This window comes from Spirochaetia bacterium (assembly GCA_022482625.1).
Classification (GTDB): Bacteria; Spirochaetota; Spirochaetia; order Sphaerochaetales; family Sphaerochaetaceae; genus Pleomorphochaeta.
On the sequence record JAKVOU010000001.1, the window covers coordinates 392,962 to 407,784 of the forward strand.

The window sequence follows — 14,823 nt, forward strand, 5'->3', positions numbered from 1 at the left end:
CTTTTTTTTCATTGAGCTTCAACTCACGATAGTATATGTGTTTTCGTTGGAGGGGCAATGGCTTAGGTACATGGAATCAAACGAACAGAACAAATCCCAGCTGATACTTGCCTTTGGAAAACAGTGACAGGAAAAAAGAAACTGCCAGAAAAATCAATAATATACAAGGAAGTAAGTTGAAAGGATTTGTCCAAGCCGGTGCTTGGATTGCCGGATCGTGAATGGCAGGTTCCCATATGGTCAGCCTGTCTGTCGCTCTGTTGATACGATTTTCCCTTAGAGGGCATAGAGGAACTATTTCAGGATGTTTGATGGTGAAAACCTCCCTTTCTTTAAGAACTTAGTGATGCTTTCTGAAAAGAAAGCTTTGACACAGGAAGATGTCAAGCAAGCAATCGGACCAGACAGTTCCAAGGAACTTTTTGATGAAGTTGTGGAAGCTCTTCAGGCTCATGATGTGAAGCTTGCCTTCATTCTTGATGATGAAAATGAACCGGAATTGCCGGATGGTGACATCGGAACTGACATGGAAGAAGAACCTGAAGATGATATCTTCGTCGATGATGAAGATGTCGATATGGAAGATGAGACCTTTGTTCCTGAAGATACAGGCAAAGGGACACCGGCTTCCGATGCAGACAAAGGCACGTATCTTGACATCGAAAATGACGAAGAAGATACGGAAGAGTCTGACGATGAAGAAGAGGAAGATGACGATGATGATGACGATGATGATGACGATAATGATGAAGAGGAAGATGATAGCGAGGATTCTGACCTTACGCTTTCTCCGTCCATTTCCCTTTCTTCTGATTGGAACAATTCGGATGATGAAACAGTAGGATCTTCCGAAAAGTATCCGGATGTCGCTTCCATCGGTTCATCCCATGACCTTTCGGAAAGACCATCCAGGCAAGGAGCCGTTCTTTCCAGCAAAGGGGACGGAAACGTCGATGACCCCATCCGTCTGTACCTGCGGGAAATAGGAAAGGAAAGTCTGCTCAAGGCTGAAGATGAAGTCGAGCTTTCAAAGGCAATGGAAGAAGGAACAAGGATTATACTCTCAGTCATCCATGACAGCGGCATACTTATTTCCTTCTTCAATGAGATCATTACCAAACTTGCGACCAAAGTCGACGAAAGCGAAATGGAGTTTTCCCAGAAAGAGCTCAAGGAGCTGCTTTCCGAGCAGAAACGATATAGCCAGTACTATAGGGAAAGCCTGAAGAGAAACATCAGCGTCGACTTCAAGACCTTGCAGGAAAAGCAGACCAGGCAACTTGAGCATTATGACAAACTGATCAAGATGCAGATGGAAGCAGTAAAGCAGGCCGACAATGAAGAAAACGAGGATGAAGACAAATCCAAACTTATGTCTTCAGGTCCAAAGCTTGATGTCCCTGAAAATCAATTCTACAAGAACTTCAGTGAACGGGTCTTGTCTCTTTGGTATGAAAGGATATTTGACCAGATTTCAGAAGAAGGCCAGACTCTCGACCTTGATGTTGAAGGCAATGCTGTAATTGATGCCTCTACCCAGACATATAGACAGTTGATTGAAAAGATTACAGAAGTACGAAGTTTGATTACCGGTACGAAATCAAAGACCGTAAAGGAACTTCCGAATGTCATGGATACACTTGCCGTCTATGAAGAAATGAAACAGAACTGCATCACCAACGGAGGCCTTTTCCTTGAAGATGAAAATCTTCTGGCCTTACGGGAATATCTGATGGTCGTGCTTTCCTGCATCGAGTTACAGCCGGAAGAACTTACAGCCTTCACGGAAAAGTTCATTGCAGCAGAATCTTCGATCGTAGAACTCATGGATATCATGCAGACGTTGGAAAACAAACTGCATATTTCTTCCCAAAAGGATTTTCTCCTGCTTAGACGGGGACTGGCAACACGGTCCAAGTGCAAGGCAATCGAAGAAAAGCTGATGATGAGTTCCTTTGAGATCAAGGAATATATTTCCCGCTATCAGAGAACTGAAAAGCAACTGAGGGATATAGAATACAAATTTGAAGCTCCGAAAGAACAGATTCTTGCACAGGCAGTAGATATCAAAAGCGGCAGAAAGAAGATGAAGGATGCAAAGGACCGTCTGATACGTGCAAACCTCCGTCTTGTCGTTTCAATTGCAAAGAAATATACCAACAGGGGATTACATTTCTTCGATCTTGTCCAGGAAGGAAACATAGGCCTGATCAAAGCTGTCGAAAAATTTGAATACCGAAAGGGATATAAATTCTCGACTTATGCGACATGGTGGATCAGACAGGCAATCACCAGGTCTATAAGTGACCAAGCAAGGACAATCAGGGTACCTGTCCACATGATCGAACAGATCAACAAGGTGGTACGGGAATCCAGGATGCTCATGCAACAGCTGGGGCAGGAGCCGACTGACGAGCAGATTGCCGAACGTTTGGGCTGGGATGAGAAAAAGGTCAAAGGCGTCAAGGGTGTTGCCAGAGAACCCATAAGTCTTGAAACTCCGGTAGGCGAAGAAGAAGATTCCTTGCTTTCTGATTTCATTGAGGACAAGGATGTGGAGAATCCGGCAACCCAAACAGCATACAACCTGTTGAAGCAGCAGCTTTCTGATGTCCTTGATACCTTGCCGCCACGGGAGCAGGAAGTCATCAAGATGAGATTCGGACTTGACGGTGGTTACCAGCTTACGTTGGAGGAAGTCGGACTGTACTTCGGGGTGACACGAGAAAGGATTCGGCAGATTGAAGCAAAGGCACTTCGCAGACTTCGCCATCCGAAGAGAGCGAAGCAGTTGAAGGACTTCATGAACTGATTGATTTCAATTGTAAAAAATTGTACTATACGATTCGCATTTCGTTATAAATAAATTTGGAGTTATGCAATGCAAAAGAATGTGTTCGAAAAGTTGGCGGTTCTTCAGGATAGCTTAAAGGAGAAATTCAAGCTTGAGGATGAAATCAAGTCCTTGCCCTTGGACCTGAGGAACAAGCAGGATGTACTTGCCAAATCCAAAAGTAAATTTGAGGAATTGAGTGAACAGGTAAAAACTGATGAAGCTGAACTCAAGACATTACGGTTTGACTATGCCAATGCTGTGAATGCCCATGAAAAATCAATGAAACAGATGGAAGTCATCACTACCCAACGTGAATTCGAAGCATTGGAAAAGGAAATCAGTGATGCTGATGCCTTGGAACAGAGCCTTCTCAAACAGTTACATGCAAAGGAACGTCAGTTCAATGACCTTGTTGCCATAAAAAGTTCAGATGAAGAGACTTTGGTTGCCCTTGATGCAGAAGTAAGCGCAGAAACAAGTAAGATTGATGCTATTCTCAAGGACAAGCAGGCAGAACTGACTCGGCTGGAGGAAACCTGCAAGGCTTCCATTGATGAAGACATTACACCGCAGCTCTATACCAAGTTTGCAAGTATTGTCCGTAACAAGGAAGACAATGGTATCGTACCGATACATAACAATGTCTGTTGCGGTTGCCACATGGTACTGCCGGTACAATTCGTAAACGATGTCCGTTCCATGCATGATATCGAGTTCTGTCCGTACTGTTCCAGGATTCTTTACTATGAAGAAGTAGAGGAAGTAGAGACACAGGGACTCGATGCTTTCACGTCGGAAGAGGATTTCGACGACATCCTGTAGTTTTAGTTTTTTTTCAAGGTCGGCTAGATGATCGCGTGTGGTTCTGCCACATGAGGAAAGTCCGGGCTCCACAGGGCATGATGCCGGGTAACACCCGGGAGCAGCAATGCTATAGAAAGCGCAACAGAAAACAAACCGCCTTCGGGTAAGGGTGAAATGGTGGGGTAAGAGCCCACCGCGTCGGCGGCAACGCAGGCGGCACGGCAAGCCTCGTCAGGAGCAAGTTCAAGCAGTGGATAGGGTAGCCCGCCTGTTATCCACGGGTAGAATGCTTGAGGTACACGGTAACGTGTATCCTAGATAGATGATCATCGTTATACAGAACCCGGCTTATTGCCGACCTTGTTTTTTTTATGTTTCTGGGGGTGCATGATGAAAAAACTGCTATTGTTCATCGTCTGTACCCTTTCTTTTTGCCTGGTTTCCTGTTCTTTTGTCCATGATAGGAAATTGTCTGCGTATCTCTCACGTGAAGACTATTCCGAAGGCATCAGCTACTGCCAAAAGGAAGGGGTACACTCTTCTCAAGATTTATATTATATGGGACAGTTTTCATATGGCCTAGGTAAAAAGGAAACAGCATACCGTTATCTGAAGAGTGCATTCCTGCTTTCTTCTGCTACAGCCTGCCTGCCTTTGGCCTATCTTGCCAGGGACAGAGGGGAACAATCTCTTGTACTGGCTGTGGTAAGCCATCTTCCCGAGGTAAATGAAGAGGGAAGGATGCTCCAGTTCCAGGCATACTCCATACTTGGAGACAAAGAAAAGGCACAGGAAATCCTTACTACCTATCTCAAAGGCAACATGCCTGCGTACACATACCTGTCAATGCTTGTCCAAGGCGGTGGAAATGCAAGCGAAGTAAAGGACCTGCTTCTGAAAGGTAAGTTTACACAGGAACAGCTTAACAAAATCCTGAAGCAACTGTACGACAGGCACTACCTGAATGAAGGATATATCGATTATCTTCAATCATTGCTTGATGATACATCCATAGATTCCATCATACGGTCAAATGTTGCTTCATACCAGGCATCCATATATACCGATATGGGAAGCCGAGTCATGGCAAGACGATACAATGCTGAGGCACTTCGGCTGAATCCTGCCAATGGTTTGTCAAAAGACAAACTCTAACCGTTCTCTTTCTTCTTCACTTCATTCCAGATTGCATCCATTGCTGCCATATGGGCCTTATCCATCGGTACATTCTTCTCACGGCAACCGTCAGCTACATCATTGAAACGTCGACGGAACTTAAGATTTGCAATGTGGAGTGCTATCTGAGGATCAACATCCAGGTGCCTGGCCAGGTTTACAACAGAAAAAAGCAGATCACCTATCTCTTCTGTAAGAGCTTCCTTGCCTTTATCTGCTGCGTCCCGGGTCTCTTCAATTTCTTCATTTATCTTTTCATAGACTTCTTCAGCATCATTCCAATCAAAACCGACTTTATGGGCTTTTTTCTGCAGTTCATAAGCCTCGGAAAGAAACGGAAGGTGTGAGGGTACGCGGGAGAAGAAATCCCTTTCGCAGGTTGTCCGTCCTTCTACCTTTGTCTTGACCTCATCCCAGATCTTCAATACCTCATCACTATCTGCTGCATCCATCTTGTCGGTAAAGACATGGGGATGGCGACGGACCAACTTCTGGCTTTCCTTGTCAATCGTATCTCTCAAGTCAAGGTCACCCATATCTTCTTCTATCTGTAGGATAAACGTCATATTACCCAGCAGATCACCCAATTCTTCGCTTCGGTTTTCTATATCCTTGCTGTAGATTGCATCAAGATACTCATATGTTTCGTCAATGAGATATTTTGCATAATCCATATTTGTCTGCTTCCTGTCCCAAGGGCAGCCGTCTGGAGTCCTCAGTAACCGCGTAATCTGCGCAAGTTGCCTATAGGCTTCCTCAATTGTTGTGCTTGTCTTGCATGTATAGTCAATCATGACCATAGTATAGGGACAAACGTCCCTTTGGTGAATCATTTTTTTGACCAATGTGTATTTTTCACTTGAATTCAATTGTTATCTGGGTAGGTATGTTGTAAAATCAGTAGGATAGTAGGGAGATAAAGTCATATGTGCGGAATCGTTGGATTTGTAGGGCAGGAAGGGCGTACTGATGCCTCACGGATATTGCTGGACAGCCTTGCCCAGTTGGAATATAGGGGATATGACTCGGCTGGTATTGCAGTCATTGATACCAAAGGAGCTCTCCAAGTACTGAAAAGCAAGGGTAGGTTAGCAAAGCTGGAGGCCTTGGTAGCAGCACATCCGGTCGAAGGTACCTGCGGTATCGGACATACGCGTTGGGCAACCCACGGGGAACCGAGTGATGTCAATTCCCATCCCCATACCGACGTAAGCGGTGACATTGCCATCGTGCACAACGGCATCATCGAGAACTATGCGTCCCTCCATAGCTGGCTGGTAAAGCATAAAGTGACGTTCCGTAGCGAGACTGACAGCGAATGCGTCGCACATCTGGTGGATTTCCATTACAACGGGGACCTGCTGACAGCCGTGCAGGAAGCCGTGAAGCGTCTGGAAGGCTCCTATGCCATCGGTGTCATCTGCAAGAATGAACCGGGAACCATTGTCGTTGCAAGGAAGGATTGCCCGCTTGTCATCGGCAGGGCCGATGGCTGCAACCTGATTGCCAGTGACGTTACCCCATTGCTTGCCTACACAAGGGAAGTACAGTACCTTGACAACGGCCAGATTGCGAAGATTACGGCAAATACCGTCGATATTTACCAGGATGAAGAGAAGGTTGACCTGCCTGTGGAGCATGTCGACTGGGACCTGCAGAGCGCACAGAAGAACGGCTATGAACATTTCATGCTGAAGGAAATCTGTGAGCAGCCCAATGCAATCGACCAGACATACAGGGCAAGGGTCTACGGAGGTAAACTTGACTTGGGAGACATCGAATCGTATGTTGCCTCGTGCAAGCGGGTCGTCATCCTTGGATGCGGTACTGCCTATCACGCAGCAGTAGTTGCAAAATATGTAATAGAGCATTTTGCACGTATCCCCGTCGAAGCGGACGTTGCCAGTGAATTCCGCTACCGTGACCCGATCATCAACCCTGATGACCTGTGCATCGTCATCAGCCAAAGCGGTGAGACGGCTGATACGCTCCAGGGATTGCGGCTTCTCAAGAAACGCAAGGCAAAGGTGGTTGCAATCACCAACGTCGTAGGTTCCTCTGTTGCCCGCGAGGCTGACAAGGTCATCTATACGCAGGCAGGACCGGAGATTGCAGTTGCTTCCACAAAAGCCTTTACGACGCAGCTGCTGTGTGTCTATCTGCTTGCCTGTGCATTGTGCAAGGACAAGGAAGTGAAGACAAGGCTCCTGGAGGAGCTTGCCGAGTTGAGCGAGAAAAGTGCAAAGGTACTCGGGCAGCAGGATGTGCTGCAACGGTTTGCGTCCAGACAGTTCAACAAATCGAAGGTATTTTACCTAGGCAGGCAGTGTGATTATGCAATCAGCCTTGAATCTGCCCTGAAACTGAAGGAAATCAGCTATACGCACAGCGAGGCCTTTGCCGCAGGAGAACTCAAGCATGGTCCGATTGCACTTGTCGACGATGATACCTTGGTGGTAGCTACCTGTTGTCTTCCCAGCCTCTATGACAAGATGGATTCGAACATCAAGGAAGTAAAGGCTCGTGGAGCCCGAACCCTTGCCATTACCTTTGAAGGAAACAACCGGTTTGACGAATGTGCGGATGAAGTATTCAAGATTCCTGTGACGGATCCTTATTTCTCATCTATCCTTGCCGTAATCGTCACTCAGCTGTATGCTTACTACTGCAGTGTGTACAAAGGCAATGATCCTGACAAGCCGAGGAATCTTGCAAAGTCAGTAACTGTCGAATAAATTTTAGATATGGTAGGTAGGAGAATTCCATTTTGAAGGTTGAAGACCTGAATAGAGAAGAATTGTTTGCTCTGGCCGGTGAATATTATCGGAAAAATGAATACAGCAAAGCTGTTGCCTGCTTTCTTCGCGCAGCACAGAAAGGTGATGGAAAAAGCCAATATAATCTGGGCGTATGTCTGTCCCAGGGCAAGGGTACAGCCAGGGATCTTGACAAGGCTCTGTATTGGTTCGGCAAGGCAGCACATCAAGGGATTTCCAAGGCACAGTACAACCTTGCCGTTCGTTATGACAATGGACAAGGCATAAAGCAGGATTTTAAGAAAGCGCTGTATTGGTATACCAAAGCAGCTGAACAAGGAGATGCAAGAGCCCAATACAATCTTGGTGGCTGCTATGCGTTGGGGCAGGGTGCAGACAAGAATGAAGAGAAGGCATTCTTCTGGTATCACAAAGCTGCAGAAAACGGTGATGCAAAGGCCCAATATCATGTCGGTATCAGATACGAGAACGGCAAGGGTACAGAAAAGGATGACAAACTGGCTGCCTACTGGTATCTCTGTGCGGCAGAACGGGGCGTTGCAGAAGCCCAACTTGGCATAGGTCTGTGCTATGCTTACGAAATAGGTGTAAAAAAAGACGAAGAAAGGGCTGCCTATTGGTATCTGAAAGCTGCAGAGCAAGGACTGGGAGAAGCTGAATACAACCTTGGTGCCTGCTATACCTTCGGACTTGGTGTCCCCAAGGACTCAGAAAAAGCGGCCTACTGGAACAAGAAGGCCGCAGACAAAGGGGTAGTGAAAGCCCAGTCCCTGTTTGCTCTTTCTGTTGCCAACGGCATAGGTGTAGAACAGAATGAGGGCGAAGCTGTCCGTTGGTATAGGAAGGCCGCCGAAAGCGGTGATGCCGAGGCTGCTTTCAATCTGGCAATCTGCTATTCTGTAGGCAGAGGTGTGGAGAAAGATGATGAGCAGGCTTTCTATTGGTTTCACATCAGCGCAGAAAAAGGCGACGACAGGGCCCAATATAACCTCGGTGTCTGCTATGATATGGGCAACGGAGTCGGCAAGGATTATAAAAAAGCAGTCTACTGGTACAGCAAGTCTGCCGACCAAGGCAATGACAAGGCGCAATACAATCTAGGAATCTGCTATGCCAATGGGAATGGTGTTCCTCAGGACTACGAAAAAGCAGCACAGTTGCTCTGTCAGGCTGCTATCCAAGGCAATGAAAAAGCACGTTTCAGACTCGGTGTAAAATGCAAGGATATCGACCTTGATAATTTCTAGGACAGTCAGGAAGCAATGATAACTTTTTTAGGTTGCTTCAGCAACTGGGCATAAGTATATGGATAGAAATGTCGCAATTGGTAAAACAATGACTTTTTTACATGTTTTGACGTGAATTCCACTGCATGGAGACCCAATCGGATCAATACCATGAGAGCCAACCTGCGGTATTCATATTCTTTACCGAATATTTTCCCGATCCGCACTGCCGAAGCCCGGTCATAAAAGACTTTTGCAGCATGGTAAAATTCCTTTTGCAATTCCCACGGTGTCAGATTCATCGGCAGGAAAGTCGTATTGAACATGTCAAAATAATTCCATTCTTTAAAAATAATGCGCTTTTGTTGAGTCATTTGGTCAAAAACGGGCGTACCAGGATAGGGCGTAAGCAAGGCCGGTTGCAATTGATATGCATCGATTGATTTTGTAAAATCAACTGATTTGCGGATATCCTCCCGTGAATCTTCGTCAAGTCCGAGCACGATGCTGGCAATCAGCCGTATCTTATATTTCTTACAGGCAGCAGCGGCATTCTTGATATCTTCGACATTCTGACGTTTGTTGATCGAGTCCAAAGCCTTTTGGTTCAAGGACTCAATGCCTATAAGGACTCTGCTGAGATGGGCATCATGAAGCAACTGCAAAAGTTCCTCGTCTCGTGCCAGATCTGTCCTGCCAAAGAAAAAGATTTCCCTGAACATCAGATTCTCTTTGATCATACGTCGGCAGATTTCCTTTGCCCGCTCCTTATCTGCCGTAAAGTTATCATCTTCAAAGTTGATATACTTGAAACCCATCTCCTTATACATGCGGATTTCTTTGATGACATTGTCAACGCTTCGCTGTCGATAGGGTCTGAACATCCTGGAGGATGAACAGAATGTACAACTGAAAGGGCAACCTCGTGTCGTCAGTACATTGGCAGCCTGACATGGCGTCTTGAGTACGGAATAATCAGGAAAAGGATTGTCATCGAGATCTGCACTTGGCTTCCCTTGGACAATTTTCTCTGTCAGACGCCCTTCTACTACATCAACTATGACATTTTCTGCTTCTCCGACAATTACCTGGTCAGCATGCTCGGCTGCCTCATTCGGCAATGCGGATGCATGGTACCCACCGATGAGTACACGGGCCGAAGAATTCTTATGAATCATATCAGCAAGTTCGTATGCACGGGGAGCCGTGGAAGTCATCGTATAGAGACAGAATATATCTGTATCTTTTAACAGCTGCTTATAAGGAACGCTCCCGTTCAATTCTTCATAATCTTCCACTTCGTAGCCAGCGCGTTTGAGAATACCACCAAGGATCAAAGGACCGGTTATTGAATTTGAATGACCGTATGCCAGGCCCGCCAGACGATAAATCTTAGTTCTTCTTAGAGTAGTCGTAGGAACAATAAAAACAATTTTCATTCTGCGCCTCCAGGTTCACAGTAACCTGCCTGTTGCCTCTTTGCTTGCAACCGGTCAGGGAGAAATAAGGAAAGGCTGGTCAACCAACAGAGACCTGTAGCGGTAATCAATGGTGTTGAGAGTTTTTCCTGGTATTGCATAGCCATTGCTGACAGTGCACTTCTGATTTCTCAATTCATGAAAAATCCTGCCTATATCAAGTCCTTGGGAAGAAAATTCCTTATCAAGGAGTGATGTAATCATTGAAGCTATGAACAAAACAAGGAACTGTCCCTTGATTGCTTGCAGTGAATTGCCTACTGGAAATCCTGTCAGCATGCCAAAGTCTTTGTTCGCCTTGTTTTTTGTACAGAAAAGTGGCAATACCTGATCTATCGGAAGGTCTGCAGAAGAGACAAACACAGAGGTTCCTTCGCATGTATGGTTGATTTTTTCTTTTTGCTTGTATCCTGTAGGCATAGTTTGGTTGTTGGCTAAAGTAAGATAAGCATATACAGGAATTCCGTCTCCAAACAAATAAGGAATTTTCTTGATGAAGTACTGTTTCATGCCATAGGTAACGATATTTTCAGGTCCATAGGTTTTTGAAGAATAAGAATCGACGATTTCCCTGAACAAGGAACTACCAGGGACCAAATCAGTAATGTAGGCGATTGCTTCCTTATGAAGCAATGACAGCAAGGTTTCAGGCAATTGACGGTTATCAGGAATGGTAAAATCTGTAGCTATGCCATATTTATGTAAGATACTGATCGTCTTGGCCATAGGTTGCACAAGGTCAGATACGCTGTCAAGGCCATAAGAAAAATAAAGTGGAAGTCCTGATGATCTTTCAGCGACATAGAGCAACCGTGAGGGAAATAAGTCTGATGATGATGAAAAAAAAGTATTGCAGTCCGACTTTTGGTTTTGCGAAGGAACATCGACAAGAATACCATGAATATCCTTTTCTTGTGAAAGTTTTCCAAAATATGCTGTAAAAAACCTGTTTTGTATTTCTGTACTCCCTAGGTACTCCAACAATGCGGAAATTCCCTCTGTATCCAGCTCAGCTTTCGGAAACAGATGTTTTACAAAGTTTCCATACCACCATGGCTGCACGTACTCCAAGGGACCAGGGGAGAGAATATGGTAAGCAAGCAGTGAAAAAAACGTATCAGACACGCCTGGTGCCATATTTTCGAGAATTCCATAGTAAGGCGTCTTCTGCAGAAACGAAAAAAGAAAGTGACTATCGCCAAAATCAAGGAGTTCTGCCTCACTGACAGGTATCTTTGATATATGGTAGGACGCAGAAACCGGTTCAAAGCCTCCTTCTAAGGTATACTTGAAGGTCCCTTGTTTCCTATTGGAAAAGAGGCTGTTTTCCTTGTCTAAGACACGTCCAAGATACGTCATCTGGTTGACTTTCTTTCCTTTGATACGCTTTGGCAGGCAGACGGATGCATACTCGTTGTTACCTTTTCTTTCATAGCGTATGAATTGCTTGGCCATAGAGCACATTCCTTTGTGGTGAGAAAATATTCTCACCACAAATCAAATGTTACACTGTTGAGTAATTTAATACAAGGAAATTTAATGTAGTGTATGTGTAGTTTTATGAAGTAGCATCACAAATCATATAATTGCAGTTACCAGTGATGGCAATTAATATTCTACCGATATTCTAGGCATGGCACTGAAAATTAAAATACGGAATAATAGCTTTCAGTAGGATGAATTGTGGCATCTATCAATGAAAGCAGAATGCAAAATGTAAATTACGCTATCCGATTGCTTGGACACTATTGCAGTCTCACGGGAAATAAAAATATTGTTGACACAATTTTTATAATGAAGTAGAGTACTTTTCGAAAAACAGGTTTCAGGAAGAAATCTGACAATAACATTCATAAATCATTTTACTTTCGTTAAAAGACCATGAAGGCCAAATTGGGATAGGAAATCCCTGTTTTGCTTCTATGGTCTTTTTTTACGCTTCAGTCTTCAGAAATATTTTCTTGTGACAGAAAAACAACTATGACTGCAACTGCTTAGATAAATTTATACTGAATGGAGGTATTTATGCAGCAATTCCATGACACTGACTCCAGCCGTGCATTCTGGGATGCCATGGCAAGTTCCTTTTCCAAAGACAGCACTTTGCCCGACATCCAACATGACAGGACAATGAAACTGATCATGGAAAACCAAATGATAGGACCGGACAGAAAAATCCTTGATATCGGTTGTGGTACAGGACGACATGCCTTCGCATTGGCACAGGAAGGTGCAACTGTCACTGGCATTGATTTTTCTTCAAAGATGCTTGCCGCAGCAGAATCAAAAAGGAAAGGAATGACTGATGTCAGTTTTTCTCTTCTTGACTGGTCACAGATCGACCTGGACCATGAAGGATGGAATCATTGCTTTGATCTCGTACTTGCCAATATGACACCTGCGGTTTCCTCTGATGAAACATTGCTCAAGATGTGCCAGGCTTCCAAAAACTGGTGCCTTATAGCAAAACCGACAAGAAGGATAAACTCGGTACTGGACCCTTTGCTGGAAATTTCCGAAACTCAAAGGGACCGGACTGCCTTAGATGAAAGTTTTGTACATATGTTTGATTTACTTTGGGCATCAGGTTACTGTCCCAACATTACTTATGAAAAACAAATCTGGCATTCCTGCGAACCGATCATAAAAGCAATTCGCATGTATACCGACCGCATCGCTTCAAAAAAAGAACTTAGCAAAGACCAGCAGGACCATATAGTGGACTACCTGCAGTCCATTGCTGTCAATGGACAGGTTGAAGAAGAAACACACGTGACTGTTGCTACACTTTACTGGCAAGTCATTGATGAAAAAGGGAGAAGGCTATGACTCAACATGAATTATGGGAAAAGGCAGTTGCTTTTCATGGGCATGAATGTCCTGGACTTGCAATAGGTGTGCGGGCAAGCATGATTGCTATGAAAAGATTGAAAATCAATGACAGGGCCAAGGATGAAGAACTTGTCTGCATAACCGAAAATGATGCCTGCGGAGTCGATGCCGTACAAGCATTGCTTGGCTGTACACTTGGCAAAGGTAATTTGATTTTCCGTGATACAGGGAAACAGGCATTCAGTTTCTACGAACGAAAAACAGGAAGCAGCTTCAGGATTGTACTGAACCAACTGCCCAAGGAACTGAACAGGAACGAAAAGATCAACTACATACTTACCGCTGATGAAGAAAAAGTATTCTCATCCACACCTGTCAAATGCCAAATACCGGAAAGAGCCCGTCTGTTTACATCGGTCCAATGTGAAACATGCCACGAATATGCCTCTGAAGGCAGGATACGTCTGCAGAATGGCAAGAAAGTCTGCATGGATTGCTTTGTTCCATATGAAAGGTGGGAAAAAAGATGAACAGATTCACTATAACATCAATGATCATGTTACTTTGTCTGAGCCTTTCAGTGACAGTCAGTTGTACAAAGAAAGAAACCAGCAGCCAACGTGCACAAGGAACAATTTCAAAGGAAGAGGCCACTGCAACGGTACAAGACAATGCCGAACCTACAAAAATGCGTACAGTTACAGACCTGTTCGGACGGCAAGTCCAAGTACCTGAAGAAGTAAAGACAATAGCCGCAATAGGGGGAGCCGCACGGCTCCTGACGTATGCCGGGTGCGCTGACAAACTTGTCGGTGTAACGGATATGGACAAGGAAAATATACCTTCCATGCCATATACAGTTGTCAATGCTGACCATTTTGCAAAAATTGGGAGCGTAGGAAAAGGAGGTAGCAAAGATGTCTGCTACCCTGAGAAACTTGTAACCCAATCTCCAGATGTCATATTTGCCTTGACTGATCAGGATACGGTGCAATCTATCCAAGAACAGACGGGTATACCGACCATTGCCCTGTCTGTCGATGATATGTTTGACGTAAAGCTCTACAAAAGTCTGATGCTTGTAGGAGACATCATGGGAACCGATAGCCAATGCAACCAAGTAGTGGATTACATCAAGTCCTGCCAGAAAGACCTAGATGCAAGGACACGGGACATTCCTGAACAAAACAAACCCACTGTCTATACCGGAGCTGTCAGTTTCAGAGGGGCCCATGGTTTTGAAGGAACTTATGGTGCTTATCCTCCTTTTGATGCCATCCATGCCAAGAATGTCGTCGACAGTACCGGAACAAAAGGAGCACTATTGGTTGACAGAGAAAAAGTTGTCGTTTGGAATCCTGATATCATTTTTCTCAATCCTACGAACCTACAGCTTGTGCGTGATGATTATCCCATTCATAGATCGTTCTATGACAGCTTGACCGCAGTACAGGAAGACAAGTTATATGCACAGATTGCCTACAACTACAACTGGACGAATATTGAACTCTCCATTGCCGATGCCTACTATGCAGGAAAGATCATCTATCCTGAGGCCTTCAGTGATATTGATCCTGCTAAAAAGGCTGATGAAATATTTACAGTTATGTTAGGAAAGCCTATTTATCAGTCTTTGCAGGACGCAGGACTGGGATTCGGGCGATTGAAAATCAAGGATTGATAGAGACAATGAA

The 14,823-nt window shown here is 44.8% G+C and carries 11 protein-coding genes and 1 other RNA gene; 9 read left to right on the forward strand and 3 right to left on the reverse strand.

All coding sequences use genetic code 11. From position 1 onward, the window contains the following. The first annotated feature begins 961 nt into the window (after nucleotides 1–961). The 4 genes from rpoD (at nucleotide 962) to LKE40_01835 (ending at nucleotide 4,795) form a co-directional block, all read left to right on the forward strand. Entirely contained in the window at nucleotides 962–2,812 is a 1,851-nt protein-coding gene (rpoD, locus tag LKE40_01820; GenBank protein MCH3916220.1) for an RNA polymerase sigma factor RpoD, read from the forward strand. Nucleotides 2,813–2,881: 69 nt separating this feature from the next. Further along, nucleotides 2,882–3,658 carry a C4-type zinc ribbon domain-containing protein gene (locus LKE40_01825; GenBank protein ID MCH3916221.1) on the forward strand — a complete coding sequence of 259 codons (777 nt, stop codon included), beginning with the start codon at nucleotides 2,882–2,884 and terminating at the stop codon, nucleotides 3,656–3,658. Nucleotides 3,659–3,673: 15 nt separating this feature from the next. Continuing rightward, an RNA gene (gene rnpB, locus LKE40_01830) (RNase P RNA component class A) lies at nucleotides 3,674–4,006 on the forward strand. Between the two features lie 21 nt (nucleotides 4,007–4,027). Next, nucleotides 4,028–4,795, forward strand: coding sequence for a hypothetical protein (locus LKE40_01835; protein MCH3916222.1), 768 nt, complete (start codon nucleotides 4,028–4,030; stop codon nucleotides 4,793–4,795). On the opposite strand, the gene mazG is transcribed toward LKE40_01835, so the two are convergent. Then, nucleotides 4,792–5,649 carry a nucleoside triphosphate pyrophosphohydrolase gene (gene mazG, locus LKE40_01840; protein MCH3916223.1) on the reverse strand — a complete coding sequence of 286 codons (858 nt, stop codon included), beginning with the start codon at nucleotides 5,647–5,649 and terminating at the stop codon, nucleotides 4,792–4,794. The two genes, LKE40_01835 and mazG, sit on opposite strands and share 4 nt — an antisense overlap. A gap of 93 nt (nucleotides 5,650–5,742) precedes the next feature. On the opposite strand from mazG, the gene glmS reads away from it, so the two are divergent. Further along, entirely contained in the window at nucleotides 5,743–7,551 is a 1,809-nt protein-coding gene (gene glmS / locus LKE40_01845) for a glutamine--fructose-6-phosphate transaminase (isomerizing) (protein ID MCH3916224.1), read from the forward strand. 32 nt (nucleotides 7,552–7,583) lie between these two features. Further along, complete coding sequence (locus LKE40_01850) at nucleotides 7,584–8,840, forward strand: sel1 repeat family protein (GenBank protein MCH3916225.1); 1,257 nt, start codon at nucleotides 7,584–7,586, stop codon at nucleotides 8,838–8,840. A gap of 5 nt (nucleotides 8,841–8,845) precedes the next feature. Here the strand turns inward: LKE40_01850 and LKE40_01855 are convergent, their stop codons facing one another. Continuing rightward, nucleotides 8,846–10,258 carry a B12-binding domain-containing radical SAM protein gene (locus LKE40_01855; GenBank protein ID MCH3916226.1) on the reverse strand — a complete coding sequence of 471 codons (1,413 nt, stop codon included), beginning with the start codon at nucleotides 10,256–10,258 and terminating at the stop codon, nucleotides 8,846–8,848. A gap of 54 nt (nucleotides 10,259–10,312) precedes the next feature. Then, nucleotides 10,313–11,752, reverse strand: coding sequence for a hypothetical protein (locus tag LKE40_01860; protein MCH3916227.1), 1,440 nt, complete (start codon nucleotides 11,750–11,752; stop codon nucleotides 10,313–10,315). A gap of 570 nt (nucleotides 11,753–12,322) precedes the next feature. Between LKE40_01860 and LKE40_01865 the strand changes: the two genes are divergently transcribed. The 3 genes from LKE40_01865 to LKE40_01875 are packed head-to-tail and all read left to right on the forward strand — an operon-like array spanning nucleotide 12,323 to nucleotide 14,810. Next, complete coding sequence (locus LKE40_01865) at nucleotides 12,323–13,126, forward strand: class I SAM-dependent methyltransferase (GenBank protein ID MCH3916228.1); 804 nt, start codon at nucleotides 12,323–12,325, stop codon at nucleotides 13,124–13,126. Further along, nucleotides 13,123–13,659 (forward strand): FmdE family protein, encoded by a 537-nt coding sequence (locus tag LKE40_01870; protein MCH3916229.1) that lies wholly within the window; start codon nucleotides 13,123–13,125, stop codon nucleotides 13,657–13,659. Before LKE40_01865 ends, LKE40_01870 begins: the two co-directional genes overlap by 4 nt. After that, on the forward strand, nucleotides 13,656–14,810 hold the full coding sequence (locus LKE40_01875) for an ABC transporter substrate-binding protein (protein ID MCH3916230.1): 1,155 nt from the start codon (nucleotides 13,656–13,658) through the stop codon (nucleotides 14,808–14,810). The genes LKE40_01870 and LKE40_01875 overlap by 4 nt, the downstream gene beginning before the upstream one ends. The last annotated feature ends 13 nt before the right edge of the window (nucleotides 14,811–14,823 follow it).

Coding starts and splice junctions, on each gene's coding strand:
- LKE40_01825 (MCH3916221.1), top strand. CDS start 2,882: ATGCAAAAGAATGTGTTCGAAAAGTTGGCGGTTCTTCAGGATAGCTTA.
- LKE40_01835 (MCH3916222.1), top strand. CDS start 4,028: ATGATGAAAAAACTGCTATTGTTCATCGTCTGTACCCTTTCTTTTTGC.
- mazG (MCH3916223.1), bottom strand. CDS start 5,649: ATGATTCACCAAAGGGACGTTTGTCCCTATACTATGGTCATGATTGAC.
- glmS (MCH3916224.1), top strand. CDS start 5,743: ATGTGCGGAATCGTTGGATTTGTAGGGCAGGAAGGGCGTACTGATGCC.
- LKE40_01855 (MCH3916226.1), bottom strand. CDS start 10,258: ATGAAAATTGTTTTTATTGTTCCTACGACTACTCTAAGAAGAACTAAG.
- LKE40_01860 (MCH3916227.1), bottom strand. CDS start 11,752: ATGGCCAAGCAATTCATACGCTATGAAAGAAAAGGTAACAACGAGTAT.
- LKE40_01865 (MCH3916228.1), top strand. CDS start 12,323: ATGCAGCAATTCCATGACACTGACTCCAGCCGTGCATTCTGGGATGCC.
- LKE40_01870 (MCH3916229.1), top strand. CDS start 13,123: ATGACTCAACATGAATTATGGGAAAAGGCAGTTGCTTTTCATGGGCAT.
- LKE40_01875 (MCH3916230.1), top strand. CDS start 13,656: ATGAACAGATTCACTATAACATCAATGATCATGTTACTTTGTCTGAGC.